Raw genomic sequence first — 17562 nt, 5'->3', positions numbered from 1 at the left:
ACCGCTATTCATCAATTGTCATTTTTGGCGTTCTTTACGCTCGAATCACGCTTCTTTCGACATAGGTTGTTCCTGCAAACGTTTATAATTCTTTTTCTCTTGATACATTTTAGCATCGGCTTGTTGTACCAAGCTCATGGCATCTATATAGCCTTGCTGATGGTCTGTTTGACAGAGCCCAATACTTAAACTTAAGCCTGCTTCCATTTCAGCCACCGCTTCTAATAAACGCGGGATAAAACTCGCTTCCACATGCTTTTCACTACATCCCGGCAAGACCAAACAAAATTCGTCTCCGCCATAACGGAAGCAATGATCATCTAAACGTGCAACCGACTTTATGGCCGCAGCAACCGTTTGTAGTACCTGATCTCCACGTGGATGACCTTGTTCATCATTGATCTTTTTAAAATCATTGATATCAATAAACACTACTGTTACGGGTTCATGATTACGCTGTGCGGTATATAAAATACTGGTCAATAAGGTCGATAAATGCCGGACATTTAACAGTCCTGTTAATGGATCGCGCTGTGAAAGTTCTTCCATTTCTTGTGCACGAAACTCTAGCGCATGCGCATACTGTTCCATTTTTTCACGGGAGATCTTCACCTCATTAATCAAACTCCACACATAGGTTTCCACCACCAATGTAGTGTCGAACATAAAGAGCTTTTCCAAGGTGTTAATAATCCGCTGATATTGTTCCGTATCATTAAAGGTACGCTGAATTAAGCGAAACAACATGGTCTTTAGGGTATGCACCGCAGAGAGATACAACTTCGGCTCTACACCTATGCGCTTATGAACCAAACCAATCCGTAAACGGTTATTCACATACGCGCTGTCATAGCGCCCGGAAAATAAATCCAATAAATATTGATGCTGCGCGCGTTGCAAACGCTTCAAGGTATCAAGATCACCAATCAAAGTGGCAATTTCTGGAATTGAGGTCTGATTTTCATAAAATTCATCGACCATACTGTCGAGTATTGGCGCCACAATTCCACCAATCGAAGCCAGTTCCGCCAGCTCTAAATCAGTCAAGCCAAGCAACTGTTTACGTCGTTCTATATCTTGCATCGAAATATGCATTTGATGCATCAATGTTTGGTTGGTTGCTTTCATGAATCGGATACCCTTCCCGCCAAATCAATCCCTTCAGGCGTTTACTCAGGGTTTCTATGCAGTAGGTCTTCATGCCTGCATGCAAAGCTTCCACCGTTTTCACCCTTGGGTTTTGGCTATCATTGATGATGACACTTTTCTTTCAGCTCAACGGTTTTGCATGGGCTTAAGTTTGGACGTCAACATCATTTTCCTCGTCTATTGGCTCACTTTTTCTGGCTTATTCTGGTTCTGGCTTATTTTGGCTAACACTATTTCTGCTTTTGGCTGATTTGCTCTGCATAATTATTTTTATTCTGCTTCCACGATAACTGATATTTCACTGACTGTCAGCATAAAAAAACGCCCCTAAGGGCGCATTTTTTCGATATTTATTCCACTTTTAAAATAAATATGGACGTACAAAAATCAGGAAAAACAGCCCCAACATCAGGAACCACTTTAAAAAGTAATACAGTGAACGATTGGTTTTTTTCAAGGCTTTGGCTTTTATGCGAATTTGATAGACATAGCCAAATACTTTATTTAAACCACCCGTTTTATCACCGCTTTCATTCGGTGAACTTGCAGCAGTCATGACATTTTTACCAAACCAATGGTTAAAAGCTTCCATCCACTTCGACTTTAATGGCCGTTCAACGTCTGCAAAGAAAATGATCCGGTTCTGATCCGTTTTATTTTCAGCATAGTGAATATAGGTTTCATCAAACACCACACTCTCGCCGTCACGCCATGAGTACCGCTGACCATCGACATCAATAAAACAGCGGTCGTCATTGGGCGTCAATAAGCCCAAATGATAACGCAATGAACCGGCATAGGGATCTCGATGACGGACTAAACGACTGTCGGGCGCCAACTCGGTAAACATCGCAGCTTTAATGGTGGGTAGGTTTTTTAATAAAGCCGTAGTTTTTGGGCAAAGTTCAGCAGCCGAAGGATGGGCTGAGTCATACCATTTTAAATAAAAGCGTTTCCAACCTGTTTTAAAGAACGAGTTAAATCCAAGATCATCATAAGTACTCGATGCTTTGATGCCCCCTTTTTCATACAAGGCCTTGGCTTCATCACGAATCATTTCCCAGTTTTCATCTAAGACTTTTAAATCTTTAAAATGCTGCGTGTCGATATAGGGTTGACTCGGCACTTTTGAAAACATGTACATGAGAAAATTGATCGGTGCGAGCAATGTCGAATGATCAAAAAACTGACGATAAAATGAATGACGGACTTTACCGCGTTGCTGAATATAAAACGCAGAAATGACAAAGACCGCCAGGATAATCCACTTAATCATATGAGGACCTGGTGCTAATAAGCATTGTGCTTAATGAAAAATTAACTTTTGAGAACGCGGCGAGTATAGCATAGTGCTCAGTGATGCCTAAATAAGCAGCATAGAACACTGTGTCTCAGCAAAGATGGATGACAATGTTAAAAGTGAATTGACCATTCTGCCGAAAAATACACTTGCTTTTTTCTTGAATTTTTCATTCGCATCTCAATCTATAGCTTACATTTATAAAAAAATGTGAACTGAAACATAAGCTTCAACATATTTAATTAGAGCGATAGCGTTTAAAGGCAGATCCAAAGTCTATTTCCAAAAGAAATTTTGATGACCCTAGCGTCACGGCTTGATACAACTTGTTATGTTCTTTTTAGATATAGTTATCGTAAGATTAGCGAGGCATAAAGTGTACGCAGGAACCGCGTACTCGCTTCACAACATCAACTTAGAAGTCCTCCAAAATAAAGGAGATCAGGCATGATCCACGCTGGCAATGCCATTACCGTCCAAATGCTTTCGGACGGAATTGCAGAATTCCGCTTTGACTTACAAGGTGAGTCGGTCAACAAGTTTAACCGCGCAACAATTGAAGATTTTAAAGCTGCAATTGACGCTGTTAAAGCAAACGGTGACATCAAAGGTTTAATCGTTACTTCAGGTAAATCTACATTTATCGTGGGTGCAGATATCACTGAATTCGGTGACAACTTCGCTCAAGGCGAACAAGCGATTGTGGATTGGGCATTGCCTGTTCACGACATCTTCAATGCGTTTGAAGATCTAAACGTTCCTAAAGTTGCTGCAATCAATGGTATGGCATTGGGCGGCGGTTTTGAAATGTGCTTAGTGTGTGACTATCGTGTGATGTCAGATGCTGCACAAGTAGGCCTTCCAGAAATCAAACTGGGTATCTACCCTGGTTTTGGTGGTACGGTTCGTTTAAGCCGCGTGATTGGTATCGACAATGCGGTTGAATGGATGGCAATGGCTGCACCGAAAAAGCCGGCTGCTGCGCTCAAAGACGGTGCTGTTGATGCAGTTGTTGCTGCAGACAAACTACAAGACGCTGCAATTGACCTTGTGAAACAAGCGATTGCTGGCCGTGTAGACTGGAAAGCAAAACGTCAAGAAAAATTAGATCCTGTTAAATTGAACATGCTTGAACAAATGATGGCATTCAATACAGCGAAAGGTGCAGTGCTTGCTAAAGCAAACCCTGCACAATACCCAGCGCCAAAACTTCTTCTAGACTCATTACAAGCAGGTGCAAGCCTTCCACGTGATGAAGCATTGAAAATCGAAGCGCAAGGTTTTGCTAAAGCGGCTGTGACTCCACAAGCAGGTGCGTTAATTGGTTTATTCCTTAACGACCAAATTGTGAAGAAAACTTCGAAGAAATATGAAAAAGGTGCTCACCCTGTCAACCAAGCAGCTGTATTAGGCGCGGGTATCATGGGTGGTGGTATTGCTTACCAAGCAGCAAGCAAAGGCACACCAATCATCATGAAAGACATTGGTAACCCACAATTGGCGTTAGGTATGTCTGAAGCGAACAAATTGTTGACTAAACAAGTTGATCGCAAAAAAATGACTGCGGCGAAAATGGGTGAAACTCTTGCGCGCATCCGTCCGACTTTAAGCTATGACGAGTTTAAAGAAGTGGACATCGTGATTGAAGCAGTTACAGAGAACCCTAAAGTTAAGGGTATCGTACTTGCTGAAACTGAGAAGAATGTTCGTGAAAACACGATCATTGCGTCTAACACATCAACCATTTCAATCACACGTTTGGCTGAAAACCTAGAGCGTCCTGAAAACTTCGTAGGTATGCACTTCTTTAACCCAGTTCACATGATGCCATTGGTTGAAGTGATCCGTGGTGAGAAAACATCTGCTGAGGCAATCGCAACGACTGTGGTTCTTGCTCAGAAAATGGGTAAAACCCCAATCGTTGTCAATGACTGCCCGGGCTTCTTGGTAAACCGCGTATTGTTCCCTTACTTCGGTGCATTTGACCTTCTACTGAAAGACGGTGCTGACTTCCAGCAAGTTGATAAAGTGATGGAAAAATTCGGCTGGCCAATGGGTCCTGCTTACCTCATCGACGTTGTGGGTATCGACACAGGCGTACACGGTGCAGAAGTAATGGCGGAAGGTTTCCCTGACCGTATGAAGCCTGACTTCAAAGGTTCAATTCAAACGATGTATGAAGCAAAACGTTTGGGTCAAAAGAATGACGTTGGTTTCTACAAATACGAACTTGACCGTAAAGGTAAGAAAGCCAAAGTGGTTGATCCAGTGGCTTACGAACTTGTGGCTTCTGTTGCAACTGCGGAAAAACGTGAATTTGATGCTCAAGAAATCATTGACCGTATGATGCTGACGTTCTGTAACGAAACTGTTCGTTGCCTAGAAGACAATATCGTAGCGACTGCTGCTGAAGCAGATATGGCGATGATCATGGGTGTAGGTTTCCCTCCATTCCGTGGTGGTCCATGCCGTTACATCGACCAAACAGGTGTCGCTGAATACGTAGCGCTTTGCGACAAATATGCGTATTTAGGTAAGGCTTATGAAGCGCCACAAATGTTGCGTGACATGGCTGCAAACAACAAAAAATTCTACGGTTAAGGAGCAACGTGAATGGCTACTTTAAATCCACGTGACGTTGTCATCGTTGATGGCGTACGTTCAGCAATGGGTAAAACCAAAAATGGTATGTTCCGTAACGTACGTGCTGACAGCTTATCTGCTGAATTAGTACGCGCGCTTGTTGCTCGTAACCAGTTTGATACCAATGAAGTTGAAGACGTAATCTGGGGCTGTGTAAACCAAACCCTAGAGCAAGGTATGAACATTGGTCGTAACATTGCGTTATTGGCTGATCTTCCAAAGACTGTTGCAGGTCAAACAGTGAACCGTCTTTGTGGTTCTTCTATGCAAGCAATCCACACAGCGGCTGCGCAAATTGCAACCAACCAAGGTGATATCTTCATCATTGGTGGTGTAGAGCACATGGGTCACGTTGGCATGATGCACGGCATCGACATCAACCCAGAAGCGTCTAAGCATTATGCAAAAGCGTCTAACATGATGGGCTTAACTGCTGAAATGTTAGGTCGTATGAACGGTATTTCGCGTGAAGAACAAGATGCGTTTGGTGTTGAATCACACCGCCGTGCTTGGGCTGCAACACAAGAAGGTCGTTTCAAAAATGAAATCGTGGGCGTTGAAGGTCACGATGCAAATGGCTTCAAAATTCTGTGCGATATCGATGAAGTGATTCGTCCTGATGCAAACCTTGAAGCATTCCAAGCTTTACGTCCAGTATTCGACCCGAAAGGCGGTACAGTAACTGCTGCAACATCTTCAGCTTTGTCTGATGGTGCTTCTGCAATGTTGCTGATGTCTGCTGAACGTGCTCAAGCTTTAGGTCTTAAGCCACGTGCTGTGATTCGTTCTATGGCGGTTGCAGGCTGTGATGCTGCGATCATGGGTTATGGTCCTGTACCAGCAACTCAAAAAGCGCTTAAACGTGCTGGCTTGTCAATTGCTGATATTCAAACGTTTGAATTGAACGAAGCGTTCGCAGCACAAGGTTTGTCTGTTCTTAAAGGCTTAGGCATTTATGACCAACAAGACCGTGTGAACTTGAACGGTGGTGCAATCGCTTTGGGTCACCCATTGGGTTGTTCTGGTGCGCGTATCACAACAACATTGTTGAACGTAATGGAACAGCAAGATACACAAATCGGTCTTGCGACCATGTGTATTGGTCTAGGTCAAGGTATCGCAACAGTGATTGAACGTGTTTAATTCTTAAATACGTGACTAAAAAGAACCCCGCTTTTGCGGGGTTTTTTAATAAAGATTTAATTAGATTATTAACACAATTTATGCATAATACGCATAGAAATCAAACAAAACCAAACAAGAGTTTCTATGAAAAATATTGTGTTACCACTGATCGCCAGTCTTGCATTTACAGGTTGTGCAACAACAAAAATCTCCGAAGAGTCGCGCCAAAAATTAAATCAGACCCAAGCTGCAATCCAAGTAAAACCTGTAGCGATTTTTGTGAACTCATGCCTTTTAACCAATGAATTAGGGAAAGATTTAGTACTCATCGAGCCCACTAAACTGACAAGTGAGAAGTTTATTCAAACTTTTACACAACAGTTAAACCAACATAATGTCACTGTTAGTACCTCTGCTATGCCGTTTATTTGTGGTTCAATGCCTGAAGAACAGCTTAAAAAATACGAATTTCAGGTTGATAGCAATTCTAAAAGAGCGCCTATCAGCACATATCCTCTTCTAAATCAAAATAGCAATATGACTGATGATCAACGTGCAGCAGCATTTGCACTTACTCAGTTTATAGCCAAAACAGATGCTGTAAATTTATCAAATGTTCGAAATAGAAATGCAAAACTAGATATGCCTCAGCTTGATGAAACAACTGTCAAGACTTTAAAAGAATGGGCAAACTCAAACTATATTTTTTTAGTTTCGCTTGATGGATTGAATGCATCTGTAGGAAGTAAATTTGCAATGGGTGCCTTAAGTGTAGGTGTAACACTAGCAACTATGGGTGCAGGTGCTGGAATAGTTACAGCATACATGCCTAAGGAGGGTCAGCAATACTCAGTTCGTTTATTAGACTTAGATAAGCAAACATTCGAATGGCATAAAGCTGACTTACTTAAAGGTAGAATCTACTCTACTAATAACCATAATTTACAAGCAGACCAAATCCTTAATCCATTGTTTGAAACTAAAGTAAATTAAGTTCAGGCTCAGATATAAAGTTGCATGCTGAGTACAACGCTTTTCAGCATGCAACAACAGAGATTAAGTGTTCAAATTTACCACATTTAGGCTTAACAAGGGTCAGCTCTAAATAAGTTTAAAAATTCATTTCGTTAAAATATTCTATGACCACTAAAAAATAATCAACATCATTTATTAACCTAAATTACTCATTTGGGTACATTTTATTAAATTACTCGACCTACATATAAGTACTACCAAACTAACTCAAAAATGGTTCCCTTTTTTTCAGTTTAAGTAAAGTAAGTGTTGAGTTGATCCCCAACTCTTCAACTCAACATCCTACAATTCTTGGCTTAAATTTTCTGCGCCAACAAAGTCGCAAAATGCTGTTTAATCCGATTGCCTTGCTCATCCACCCGATGCAACTCTCCGACATTTTCATTGTATTTCACAATGTTCCAGCCCTCATACAAAGCACTTAACTCCCCTGCTTTAAAGCTAAATGGAAAGTCAGGCTGCGCAGGCAGATCAGGCGTATCCATCGCACAGACAATCAGGTTATAACCATTGATATTTGTGGCTTGCTGCATCTGCTGAATCAGAGGCTTTACTGTCTTGGCCTCTAAAAACATCATCACCACGGTACAGCAAATAAAGTCGTATGTACCTGTAATGCTTGGGTCAGCGTTTAGATCACGCTGCTGTACATGAATATTTTCAATGCCTTCCGCAGCGATCATCTCTTGCAGCTTGTGCAAACTGTGTGGATTGACATCCCATGCATCCACCTCAAAACGCTGCTCAGACAGCTGACTTAAGTACAGCGAATTACGCCCCTGCCCACAGCCGACATCCAAAGCACGTCCACCATGCAAATACGGTGTTGCAGCCAAAATTTCTGAATGTGTTGGGCTGAGTTGATACTTCTTATAAAAATAGTCCTGTGCTAAACAATAAAAACTTAACTGACATTGCACATCATCACTCGCAGACATAATCTTGTGCCACGCCTGTGGTTCTATAAACGGCGGTGGTAGGTCTGGACTAAATACATGCGTCGAGAGGACATTTCCAGACGCATCTAACATGGCAAAATTTACTTCACCTTGCAGCACGGTGAGTTTTGCCCATGTCCCTGCTTTGGTATTGTGCTGTTGTTTAAAACCTTGTGGAATCGATTGCTGCGTCCACACAGGGAGCTGTTTATAACAAATAAGCTGCTGCATCTGTAGTTATCCCTCAAGCGACGTTATTTTTATGCCATACCAATGGCAATAATTTATATTCACCATAACGGCTTTAACAGTATTTTTAAATCAGCTTTGAATTGAAAATTTCGAATGCTATGCAATGCTCGCTGTTTTTGTTTGTTTTTCTGCGTAACACCATGTTATCCATTTGTAACATTGGTGGAATATTCACACAATCAAATCCCTCACTCTGTGCCGTGTAACCTAAGCGCTGTTGATAAGGCATAAAATTTACAATGCCTTATTTTAACTAAGTTTTATAGAGTGATGACTATGAACGCGATCAAAACTACTTTAGCTGTTGCTTTAGTTGCTGCTACAACTTCTGCTATGGCAACTACTGCTGTAGAAAAAAAACCTGCGACTGCTGTTGAAGCTGTAAAAGCTCAAGCTACACAAGCGAAAACTGCAACTGTAGCTGCTGCTCAAGCAACTAAAGATGCTGCTAAAACTCAAGTGGCTGTTGCAGAAAAAGCGACTCAAACTAAAACTTTAACGGTGAAAGAAACTACTAAAGCAAAAACTGCTGACATGAAAAAAGCAGTTGTAGAAAAAGCAGCAGCAACTAAAGAAACTGCAGTTGCAGCAAAAGATGCAACTTTAGCAAAAACTGTAGCGGCTAAAGACGCTGTTGTTGCGAACACTGTTGCAGTAAAAGACGCGACTGTAGCAAAAACTGTAGCAACTAAAGATGCTGTCGTTGCAAAAACTGTTGAAGCAAAAGATGCGGCTGTAGAAAAAGCAACTGATGCAAAAGAAGCTGTTGAAACTAAAACTGAAGAAGTAAAAGCTGAAGCGAAAAAAGACTGTGCTAAAAAATGTGCAGAGAAAAAAGCTGAAGCAGCAAAAGCTGAGAAAAAAGGTTTCTTTTCTTGGTTCAAAAAAGCAGCTTAATCATTGATTAAATGCTAAAAAAAGATGCCTTCACGGCATCTTTTTTTCCCATTTAGACCGCAATACTGCTTTCTGCCAACGGAATAATCTTTTGATAAACAAACTGATTTTTCCCCTGTGATTTCGCCTGATATAGGCAGGCATCGACCTGCTGTAGAGTCGTGGAGTAATTGGACAAATTCAGCTGTTGAAACTCGGCCAAGCCCATACTAAAGCTGACATCTAGCCTTAATTGATCTTTTCGAAACGGCACATGTTCGCAGCGTTCCAAAATTGTTTCACACAACATTTTACCCTGCTCCAAATCGGCACCTTCGAGCAAAATTAAAAATTCTTCACCGCCCCAGCGACTGATAAAACTCGCGCGAGGACTACAATTTTTTAAGATTTTTGCCAAATGCACCAAAACACTGTCCCCAATTTGGTGTCCATATTGGTCATTAATTTTTTTAAAATTATCGACATCGAGCAAAATGACACAGCCTTTATCAACCGCACCCTCTATAAATATTTGTTCTTTAAAGGCATGGCGATTTTTCAGCCCCGTCAACTCATCGCAAAAACTTACACGTTGCAAAGCCAAATACAGGCGTTTATTTCGTGCATATAGCTCACAAATAAACAGAAAAATGATCAGATAAATACCCAATGCCAAACGATAAGAACTGATCCGCGAGAGCATATGTACCTGTGCATCTGACCAATATTCCCCAGCCAATGGCATGGCACCATACCAGCCACAGATCAGCGTCATTAAACCAATCAGCCAGCAAAAAGTTTTGAGGTCGTATTTGATCGCGTAATAACACATCAATAAAGGCAAGACTATGCAGGCATAGAAGATCTGATCATTTGAGATCACATATTGCACGGCCAATGCCACGATCAGATAGCCATAATCTATCCACGGTACATTCATCCAGCGCTGAACACCAAATAATAAACACACCACAGCCAAACTTGTTGCAAATTGCTCTAGAAAATAATCAACAAAGGCAAAGTACTGGTTATCCATCTGAAAACACGCCACGAATAATAGACTGCCTGCAAAACCACTCACGATACTCGGAACAGTTAGCATCAGGGTTCGTTTAAAGCGGCGCTTTTTTAAATGGCTCAGTGCCAAATAGGCTTTAATAAATACCCAAATTTGAAATGCCGAAATCGCACACAGGAGAAATTTATCCTCTAATGTCTTGGCGGGATCGACCATCAGCGAAGCCACAAAGATCGCACTAAAAGCATAGAGCACGATCAGTAAGTCGTGGCTTAAATGCTTCCGCATTAAAATCATGCCATAGGCCGCGAATGCATTTACCACCCAAACAGGGCTAATAAATAATTCATAGGTATAGCCTATCGACACCAATGAAACCGCACATATGGCAAGCCATAGCAGTATTAATTTTTTCATACGCTAAAAAAATCGTCTCTAAAAATGGCGATAAACCTTTCATTCAAAGCCAATCGGTCTAAGGTTAGAATGCTTGCAAGTTCAATACAGCTCAGCTTCTTATGCGATATGGGCTGCTAGCTAAAAATTTATGTTTAAATTTTCGGCGTATTTTAAGTGATTTAAGTCACACTATTGATTAATAGTTGTATTAAATTTGCAATTTAAACAATCGAAGACTGTTTTAAAGCCAATGTTTTTTGCGTTATTCATGCTAGTTCGGAACTCAGCTCCCAAATTGATGCTCGATAGCAACAAAAAAGCCATCCGCTAAAGGATGGCTTTCACTTGTATAACATGTCTCGAAGCTGTGCTGAATAATTTGAATGAGAAGGACTTATTTTAGTATTTGTAATTGTTCCATCAACCAAGCCATGTATTTATCTTGATCCATAAAGTCAGGCGCCGTCCCTGTATCCAAACTATAAAATTGTTGATTAAATTCAATCACAATCTGTTCAGTCAGATGCCAATCTTCAATCATGCGAAAATACTGATTGAAGAAAAAACGGTTCTTGCCCCAATTGTTTAAACTTTCCAAACGTGGATATTGGCGGTTCGCGATAAAGTCGATATAGACCTGCTGAATATCATCAAAAATCTGAATAGCTCGCATGAGCATGGACCTCTATATGATGTAAAACCCTGCTATAAGCCACTTTATCGCGCAAATTTGAAAGAGAGATGACAGTCAGTTAAAGCTTTTGTTTCAACTCTGAACGGTTCTTTTGGCGGATCTCATCCATTTGCGCATTAAGCGCTAACATCTCTGTATAAAGCTGATTAAACTGCTTTAAAGGCGCATCTTCATAGAACATAAATAATTTATTTTTCTTTTCCCATTTATTGGCTTTCAGCACAGCAAAGAGCTCATCAGCCTTCGCCAAGCTTTGCTTTTCTAACTCAAATAAAGCATGCGACTCATCACTATCACGACTGTCTCTTAAACTCTGGGCAATTTGCTGACGAAACACCTGTTTGACCGCCAACTGTTTGGCCTGAGCTAAACCATTTTCCTCTTGCTGTGTGGTTTTTTGCTCATAAGCATCGACCACTGCATGCACCTGCTGCAGCATTTGCTCAGTCTCTTGATATTGGTTTTTTTTATCTTTTAATAAGCGATCGATATCAAGAAATTTATCCCAATTCAGTGCTTTAAGATCACGAATATACTGATTTCGCGCTTCTGCACGCTGCAGCATTTGGCTCAAAATAAAATCCGACATGATTTTATAATCACCCGTTAGCCGTGCATCTGTCACATTAAGTTGTATCGGTTCTTCCCAGTGCTGAGCTTGCTGAAAAATTTGCTCGGTTTTTTCGCGCAAAACCGTTTCATAGGTCGAGAGTTGCACAGCTTCTTTTTGCTGTACTGAATATTGATAAAACATCCATCCAAAGACCAATACCGTTGCACTGGCCAAGACAACAAAGATACGCGGCATAATGAGCTCCGAATGCCCTTTTATTCAGTTTAACCAAAAGTTTGAAGATTGACGATAAAATAGCCATGCTTTTTAAGGAGGCTATTTGAAATCATCAATATAGAAAGTCTTAAATTGCGCATGTCATCAAAACGAAAATTCATGGATAAAACATGAATTTTCGCCTTCAATTTGCTATAGAGATGTATTCGATTATGGGGTCTTGATCGGATTGGTATTTAACTGACGGTCAATATTGCCGAGATTGATTTGATCACGACTGATTTGCACATTGGTCGCATTTCGGTCTATCCCAAAGGGTTGCAACATAATATATAAACCATTGCGTGGGTCAGAAGACTGCAAACCTGCGGCAATATCTAAAACATGCTGCTGCATCAAAGGCGATAAATTCGACATATCAGGCACTGCTGTCGCAGGCAAGACATCTACATTTGATACGATTGTTGCATCGACACCTTTGTTTTGCGTATCGCGCTCAAGTTGCATCACCCGTTGCTGTAAGGCTTTACGGCGATCCACCTGCTCTTGATACTCAACAATGCCCGTCTCTGCACGCATTTCACGCTCTGCCATAATGGTTAAAGCAGGCATCTGGATAGCTTTTTGTTCGGTATCCTCAGCTTTTGTAGTGGCTTTTTCCGCAGCCAAAGTACTCATAGCCGTCATTGCTGCGCTAACAAAAACCAAAACGGAAACAGATTTAGGGAGATTCATCATGTTCATTCCGAGAGATTTAAAAATAAAAAATTGAAAAAATTTACACTGCCATTATTGTACAACAATTAATCAACTTACTAGATTGAACCCCGACAAACGGCACGAAAGTACAGCCGATTCAAACCTCACGTTGCTCATTCTAGACTTAAGATATCATCCTTTATCTATCTATATTGCGGCTACTTTTTCTTTTTTATACTGTCCCGATTCTTAACAGCACAGGAAATGACAAAGCAAACTCTTGCTGCGGATGACGGCTAAAGAAGTCGTTCAAAGTTGCACACGGTTGATGTGTTGGATGTTGTTTTTGGTAGTGTTTTAATCCAGACCATGTTTGCAAATAGTCTAAAATTTGCTGTGCACTCCACCTATAATTTAAAAACAGCTGAGGTGTCGCTAACTCCTGAAATGGAAACGGAATACTGCGATATTCTTCGTCAATGTAACGACGTTCAACGTCCCAATAGCCCTTTAACGTGACAAAATACAGATCCTGTAAAAGCTGGTTTAATTCCGCATGTTCAAATTGAATCAGACCATAGCCCACAATGGCGATGTGACCATGGGGTTTCAATACTCGTCGTACTTCCGCATAAAAGGCAGCAAAATCGAACCAATGAATCGCTTGCGCAACTGTAATTAAATCCGCTGAATGGTCAGCAAGCGGACAATGTTCTGCGCTAGCTTGCTCATAACGCACATTGTCTAAATTGGGTGCTTGTGCCAATTGTTCGGCACTCAGATCTGTCGCTAAAACCTGTTGAAAATAGGACGCCAAACCTTTGGTAAATTGACCTGAACCTGCACCACAGTCCCATGCCAGTTCACGCACGGCAACATGCTGCGAGATGCTATCGACAACTTCAGCAGAATAACTTGGACGTGCTTGTTGATACAGCGCACTCCCTGTAGAGAAAAGATCTTTCATTGCGGGGATTCATTGGTTGTTTTTTTTATCAGTTTAATCGAATTTTTAGGGTCGGAAACTAGCACTTACGTCATAGCTTCAGCGATAAAATTTGAGCTTCAAATATTTACTCAATCACGTGCTGTATATAAAAACTGGTCTGTGCAATCGGGCTTAATTGATCATTCATTTGATAATATTTCACATCATAGTGACCAGTTTTCCATCCAGTCATAGGATAGAAACTCACCCAGTTTTGTTGCTGTTGCTCACTGACTTTGCGTGGCGTAAAGAGCAGCACTTCACCGCTATCACGATGCGTCCAACGCACCATAACTTGCGTATTGTTTGGAACTTTACCCATGGTATCAAAATGTGCATACAACGGCTGTGTGACATAGATTTCACGAGGTAAAACTTGATCTACATCTGTCTGTGATTGATCAGTCACATACGCTTGCCCTGCCAATCGCTGCTGCGGATCATTTTTGGCTTGTAGAAATTCGTCTAACATCTGCTGCGCAAACTGCTGCTTATTTTGAATCCCTGCAAAACTGTAATTGGGAAATGCCTGCTGTAAATATTGCCCCAATTGTTGATCTGAAGTCTGCTGAATAATGCTCTTTAGCTGACGATGTTGGCCTTTGAGTTGTTGCTGTATATCTTTAGAATGAGGCTGATCCGAGGCATCTCGATCTAAAGCCAAGAGTGCCACAGGATTATTCGTCGCCAAAGAGACAAGCGAGTGCTCAGGTGGCGGTGACGTCAAGCTTGGTTGGTCATTCCACGATGCCGCAATATAGCCCAGTGCAAAACAGAGCAGTCCAAGCGCCGCATATTGAAGTCGCTTCAACTGTCACTCCACGAACCTATGTTCATTTGATTAAAAGCCACAGCGGAGCACTTCTGTGCCGACAATATACTCACCAGAGCTCATCGTCGTACCCGTATTAATCACCTGATTTAAGCTAAAGTTAGATCCAACTTTTAATTTAAGCAGACCATTATCACATGCTGCAGTTATTCTGCTGCCCGATTTCATATTGGATACACAGCCCGTTTTGGTCACGGCATAAATTGTTTGCCCCGCAGAAATACTGGTGCTGCACGATGCTGTAATTATTTTATCGAGCGATGATTCACATGAAGAACAATTGCCATTATCACAAAGCGCTGCTGCATTTTCACTTTTACATTCATAGGTCACACCATTTTGAATAATGGTTTTAGAATACGAAGAATCGACATTACTGCCGCCCCCGCCACCACATGCGCTCAGCAAGACACTCATGCCGACCAAAACAGGAAATAATATTTTTTTCATAACCTTAACCCTTATTTTTTAATAATTTTCTAATAGCCATTGGGCTCATCATCTGGCATCGATTGTAGCAGTTAAACTGTGCGAAATATCAACACCTGAAAAACAGCAGACGAAAAAAAACCTCAAACAATGGTTTGAGGTTTTTTCGAATATGGTGGCGAGACCCAGGATCGAACTGGGGACACACGGATTTTCAATCCGTTGCTCTACCTACTGAGCTATCACGCCGATGCGGTGTATTAAGCCGTATCTTAGTTAATTAGTCAATCATATTTATAAAAATATTTTTCGTATGCATATTTTTTAGGCAAAAAAAATCCCTGATGGGATCAGGGATTGATAAACTGAAAAATCAGTTTTGAATATGGTGGCGAGACCCAGGATCGAACTGGGGACACACGGATTTTCAATCCGTTGCTCTACCTACTGAGCTATCACGCCGATGGGGCGTATTAAACAATTTCAGTCTCATGGCGTCAAGCATCCGTTGCACTTTTTTGTGCAAATGTTTATTTTTAAATCAATATTTCACATTATTTGCTTATTTTTTGAGTGCTTTTAAATTTCCACAGCTGAAATTACTGTGACGACAACGTATTTATCCAACAAAAAAGCAGCTCAATGGCTGCTTTCAATTGGGGACAGGTTATTCTGCCGCAGTAATTTTTCCAATGTGCGCCAAACAGCGATGGATCGCGCCACAACCTGGCTCAAAAGTCTTCACCCCTTTTTCTTCTTCCATACGGGTGGCTTCACTGACCAAACGTTCTGCAACACCACGCCCACGATTTGCAGGGTGTACCACAATATATTCAAGGGTTTTGCTTTCACCTTGGCCTGTACACCAAATCGCGCCAATCAATTTTGTATTAAATTCTGCAGTATAAACTAAGGTATACTGAGCTAAGTTCTGCTCAAGTTGTTCAATCGCATCGGAACCGTCGCTAAACTCAGGGCTGGTGTCATACAGTCGCTCAAGCTGGCTGCGCACTTCATCATTTTCCAAAGAAGTATAGGCATGTACGGTAATAGGCATTGATAAACCCTCCTGAGCAATCTAATATGCGGTGACTTTTCGTCACAGCGAAAATATTTTTACATCAATCATTTTGACGTATTTGAGGAACGTGTCTATGACAGATCGTATCAGTGAAGTGGTAAGAAACACCAACGAAACCAAAATTCGAGTTCGTGTGAATCTTGATGGTACTGGTCAAGGCACTTTAAACACTGGTGTTCCATTTTTAGATCATATGATTGATCAAATCAAGCGACATGGTCTGTTTGATATTGATATTCATTGTGATGGCGATCTTGAAATTGACGATCATCATACCGTAGAAGACTGTGGGATTACACTGGGCCAAGCCTTTGCTCAAGCATTGGGCAATAAAAAAGGCTTACGTCGCTACGGTCACTTCTATGCGCCGCTGGATGAATCACTGAGTCGTGTTGTGGTGGATTTATCTGGCCGTCCGGGTCTTTGGATGGATATTCCATTCACTCGCGCGCGCATCGGGACTTTTGATGTGGATCTTTTCTCTGAATTTTTCCAAGGTTTTGTGAACCATGCGTTAATGACACTGCACATCGACAACCTAAAAGGTAAAAACAGCCACCACCAAATTGAAAGCGTATTTAAAGCCTTTGCCCGTGCATTACGTATGGCGTGTGAAGTTGACCCTCGTGCCGAAAATACTGTTGCGTCTACCAAAGGAACATTGTAATGACCCGTATTGCCCTTCTTGACTATGGCATGGGAAATCTTCACTCAGCAGCAAAAGCCCTCGAACACGTGGGTGCAACTGTTGATGTCACCAATGATCCTAAGTTGATTGCACAAGCAGATAAAATTGTGTTCCCCGGTGTGGGAGCAATGCGTGACTGTATGCAAGGCATGCATGATGCAGGCATTGATGAAGTGGTCCGTAAAGCGGCATTTAATAAACCTGTGCTTGCGATCTGTGTCGGTATGCAAGCCCTAATGCAGCATTCCGAAGAAAATGGAGGTGCAGATGCATTGGGTATTTTTGAAGGTTCGGTTAAACGCTTCCCTGATGTAGAGGGATTAAAAGTGCCGCACATGGGCTGGAACCAAGTGCATCAGGCAGACCCTAGCCACCCGATGTGGAAAAACATTGAGCAAGATGCACGTTTCTATTTCGTACATAGCTTCTATGTAGAGCCGCAAGATTCAAGCATTGTCGCTGCAACCTGTGACTATGGTTTGGAATTCTGTACCGCAATTCACAAGGAAAACTTGTTTGCGACACAATTTCACCCAGAAAAAAGTCATACAGCCGGCCTGCAATTGCTGAAAAACTTTGTGGAATGGGATATTTAAAATTCCTTCACCGCAAAAAAGCCCGCTCCT

The 17562-nt window shown here is 41.6% G+C and carries 18 protein-coding genes and 2 tRNA genes; 7 read left to right on the top strand and 13 right to left on the bottom strand.

Annotation, left to right across the window (positions count from 1 at the left end):
* Positions 1 to 45: 45 nt before the first annotated feature.
* The gene (locus tag FTV50_RS15095) at positions 46 to 1128 is read right to left on the bottom strand and encodes a diguanylate cyclase domain-containing protein (RefSeq protein WP_180024933.1); all 1083 of its coding nucleotides are present in this window, start codon (positions 1126 to 1128) and stop codon (positions 46 to 48) included.
* Between FTV50_RS15095 and FTV50_RS15090 the strand changes: the two genes are divergently transcribed.
* The gene (locus tag FTV50_RS15090; protein ID WP_180024932.1) at positions 1127 to 1399 is read left to right on the top strand and encodes a hypothetical protein; all 273 of its coding nucleotides are present in this window, start codon (positions 1127 to 1129) and stop codon (positions 1397 to 1399) included. The genes FTV50_RS15095 and FTV50_RS15090 overlap by 2 nt on opposite strands.
* Positions 1400 to 1510: 111 nt before the next feature.
* On the opposite strand, the gene lpxO is transcribed toward FTV50_RS15090, so the two are convergent.
* Positions 1511 to 2425, bottom strand: coding sequence for a lipid A hydroxylase LpxO (gene lpxO, locus FTV50_RS15085; RefSeq protein ID WP_078190472.1), 915 nt, complete (start codon positions 2423 to 2425; stop codon positions 1511 to 1513).
* A 471-nt stretch (positions 2426 to 2896) separates the two neighbouring features.
* Between lpxO and fadB the strand changes: the two genes are divergently transcribed.
* The 3 genes from fadB to FTV50_RS15070 all read left to right on the top strand — a co-directional run bounded on the left by fadB (position 2897) and on the right by FTV50_RS15070 (position 7210).
* Positions 2897 to 5050 (top strand): fatty acid oxidation complex subunit alpha FadB, encoded by a 2154-nt coding sequence (gene fadB / locus FTV50_RS15080; RefSeq protein WP_180024931.1) that lies wholly within the window; start codon positions 2897 to 2899, stop codon positions 5048 to 5050.
* A 12-nt stretch (positions 5051 to 5062) separates the two neighbouring features.
* Complete coding sequence (fadA, locus tag FTV50_RS15075; RefSeq protein WP_078193136.1) at positions 5063 to 6235, top strand: acetyl-CoA C-acyltransferase FadA; 1173 nt, start codon at positions 5063 to 5065, stop codon at positions 6233 to 6235.
* Between the two features lie 126 nt (positions 6236 to 6361).
* Positions 6362 to 7210 carry a hypothetical protein gene (locus FTV50_RS15070; protein ID WP_180024930.1) on the top strand — a complete coding sequence of 283 codons (849 nt, stop codon included), beginning with the start codon at positions 6362 to 6364 and terminating at the stop codon, positions 7208 to 7210.
* A gap of 338 nt (positions 7211 to 7548) precedes the next feature.
* On the opposite strand, the gene tehB is transcribed toward FTV50_RS15070, so the two are convergent.
* Positions 7549 to 8421, bottom strand: coding sequence for an SAM-dependent methyltransferase TehB (gene tehB / locus FTV50_RS15065; protein ID WP_180024929.1), 873 nt, complete (start codon positions 8419 to 8421; stop codon positions 7549 to 7551).
* A 297-nt stretch (positions 8422 to 8718) separates the two neighbouring features.
* Here tehB and FTV50_RS15060 point away from each other — a divergent pair, with 297 nt between their 5' ends.
* Positions 8719 to 9339: a hypothetical protein gene (locus FTV50_RS15060; RefSeq protein ID WP_111885960.1), complete on the top strand. Its 621-nt coding sequence runs from the start codon at positions 8719 to 8721 to the stop codon at positions 9337 to 9339.
* Positions 9340 to 9391: 52 nt separating this feature from the next.
* Here the strand turns inward: FTV50_RS15060 and FTV50_RS15055 are convergent, their stop codons facing one another.
* From FTV50_RS15055 to FTV50_RS15010, 10 genes are all read right to left on the bottom strand, one after another.
* A complete protein-coding gene (locus FTV50_RS15055; RefSeq protein WP_180024928.1) occupies positions 9392 to 10753 on the bottom strand; it encodes a GGDEF domain-containing protein in 1362 nt (453 codons plus the stop codon).
* A gap of 376 nt (positions 10754 to 11129) precedes the next feature.
* Entirely contained in the window at positions 11130 to 11408 is a 279-nt protein-coding gene (locus tag FTV50_RS15050; protein WP_111885970.1) for a hypothetical protein, read from the bottom strand.
* A 79-nt stretch (positions 11409 to 11487) separates the two neighbouring features.
* Positions 11488 to 12237 (bottom strand): hypothetical protein, encoded by a 750-nt coding sequence (locus FTV50_RS15045; RefSeq protein WP_111885958.1) that lies wholly within the window; start codon positions 12235 to 12237, stop codon positions 11488 to 11490.
* Positions 12238 to 12429: 192 nt separating this feature from the next.
* Positions 12430 to 12957, bottom strand: a complete 528-nt coding sequence (locus tag FTV50_RS15040) for a hypothetical protein (protein WP_249708481.1) — start codon at positions 12955 to 12957, stop codon at positions 12430 to 12432.
* 193 nt (positions 12958 to 13150) lie between these two features.
* Positions 13151 to 13885, bottom strand: coding sequence for a class I SAM-dependent methyltransferase (locus FTV50_RS15035; RefSeq protein WP_111885957.1), 735 nt, complete (start codon positions 13883 to 13885; stop codon positions 13151 to 13153).
* Positions 13886 to 13991: 106 nt separating this feature from the next.
* On the bottom strand, positions 13992 to 14717 hold the full coding sequence (locus tag FTV50_RS15030) for a hypothetical protein (protein WP_180024927.1): 726 nt from the start codon (positions 14715 to 14717) through the stop codon (positions 13992 to 13994).
* Between the two features lie 30 nt (positions 14718 to 14747).
* The gene (locus FTV50_RS15025) at positions 14748 to 15188 is read right to left on the bottom strand and encodes a hypothetical protein (RefSeq protein WP_180024926.1); all 441 of its coding nucleotides are present in this window, start codon (positions 15186 to 15188) and stop codon (positions 14748 to 14750) included.
* Positions 15189 to 15340: 152 nt separating this feature from the next.
* Positions 15341 to 15416: transfer RNA gene (locus tag FTV50_RS15020), tRNA-Phe, on the bottom strand.
* 137 nt (positions 15417 to 15553) lie between these two features.
* Positions 15554 to 15629 (bottom strand) — tRNA-Phe (locus FTV50_RS15015).
* 205 nt (positions 15630 to 15834) lie between these two features.
* Positions 15835 to 16224 carry a GNAT family N-acetyltransferase gene (locus FTV50_RS15010; protein WP_078190486.1) on the bottom strand — a complete coding sequence of 130 codons (390 nt, stop codon included), beginning with the start codon at positions 16222 to 16224 and terminating at the stop codon, positions 15835 to 15837.
* A 97-nt stretch (positions 16225 to 16321) separates the two neighbouring features.
* Between FTV50_RS15010 and hisB the strand changes: the two genes are divergently transcribed.
* Both hisB and hisH read left to right on the top strand, forming a co-directional pair.
* Positions 16322 to 16915: an imidazoleglycerol-phosphate dehydratase HisB gene (gene hisB / locus FTV50_RS15005; protein ID WP_078190487.1), complete on the top strand. Its 594-nt coding sequence runs from the start codon at positions 16322 to 16324 to the stop codon at positions 16913 to 16915.
* Positions 16915 to 17532, top strand: a complete 618-nt coding sequence (gene hisH / locus FTV50_RS15000; protein ID WP_078193147.1) for an imidazole glycerol phosphate synthase subunit HisH — start codon at positions 16915 to 16917, stop codon at positions 17530 to 17532. The genes hisB and hisH overlap by 1 nt, the downstream gene beginning before the upstream one ends.
* Positions 17533 to 17562 lie beyond the last annotated feature (30 nt).

This window comes from Acinetobacter sp. YH1901134 (assembly GCF_013416965.1).
GTDB classification, from domain to species: Bacteria; Pseudomonadota; Gammaproteobacteria; order Pseudomonadales; family Moraxellaceae; genus Acinetobacter; species Acinetobacter amyesii.
The sequence above is the reverse complement of the archived record's forward strand: the minus strand, read 5'-3'. Positions and strand labels throughout refer to the sequence as shown.

Bases quoted from the DNA above. Each gene is read 5' to 3' on its own strand.
- FTV50_RS15010 (WP_078190486.1), bottom strand. From the start codon at position 16,224: ATGCCTATTACCGTACATGCCTATACTTCTTTGGAAAATGATGAAGTG.
- FTV50_RS15055 (WP_180024928.1), bottom strand. From the start codon at position 10,753: ATGAAAAAATTAATACTGCTATGGCTTGCCATATGTGCGGTTTCATTG.
- FTV50_RS15045 (WP_111885958.1), bottom strand. From the start codon at position 12,237: ATGCCGCGTATCTTTGTTGTCTTGGCCAGTGCAACGGTATTGGTCTTT.
- fadB (WP_180024931.1), top strand. From the start codon at position 2,897: ATGATCCACGCTGGCAATGCCATTACCGTCCAAATGCTTTCGGACGGA.
- hisB (WP_078190487.1), top strand. From the start codon at position 16,322: ATGACAGATCGTATCAGTGAAGTGGTAAGAAACACCAACGAAACCAAA.
- FTV50_RS15040 (WP_249708481.1), bottom strand. From the start codon at position 12,957: ATGATGAATCTCCCTAAATCTGTTTCCGTTTTGGTTTTTGTTAGCGCA.
- FTV50_RS15025 (WP_180024926.1), bottom strand. From the start codon at position 15,188: ATGAAAAAAATATTATTTCCTGTTTTGGTCGGCATGAGTGTCTTGCTG.
- tehB (WP_180024929.1), bottom strand. From the start codon at position 8,421: ATGCAGCAGCTTATTTGTTATAAACAGCTCCCTGTGTGGACGCAGCAA.
- FTV50_RS15095 (WP_180024933.1), bottom strand. From the start codon at position 1,128: ATGAAAGCAACCAACCAAACATTGATGCATCAAATGCATATTTCGATG.
- FTV50_RS15070 (WP_180024930.1), top strand. From the start codon at position 6,362: ATGAAAAATATTGTGTTACCACTGATCGCCAGTCTTGCATTTACAGGT.
- hisH (WP_078193147.1), top strand. From the start codon at position 16,915: ATGACCCGTATTGCCCTTCTTGACTATGGCATGGGAAATCTTCACTCA.
- FTV50_RS15050 (WP_111885970.1), bottom strand. From the start codon at position 11,408: ATGCGAGCTATTCAGATTTTTGATGATATTCAGCAGGTCTATATCGAC.
- lpxO (WP_078190472.1), bottom strand. From the start codon at position 2,425: ATGATTAAGTGGATTATCCTGGCGGTCTTTGTCATTTCTGCGTTTTAT.
- FTV50_RS15090 (WP_180024932.1), top strand. From the start codon at position 1,127: ATGAATCGGATACCCTTCCCGCCAAATCAATCCCTTCAGGCGTTTACT.
- fadA (WP_078193136.1), top strand. From the start codon at position 5,063: ATGGCTACTTTAAATCCACGTGACGTTGTCATCGTTGATGGCGTACGT.
- FTV50_RS15035 (WP_111885957.1), bottom strand. From the start codon at position 13,885: ATGAAAGATCTTTTCTCTACAGGGAGTGCGCTGTATCAACAAGCACGT.
- FTV50_RS15060 (WP_111885960.1), top strand. From the start codon at position 8,719: ATGAACGCGATCAAAACTACTTTAGCTGTTGCTTTAGTTGCTGCTACA.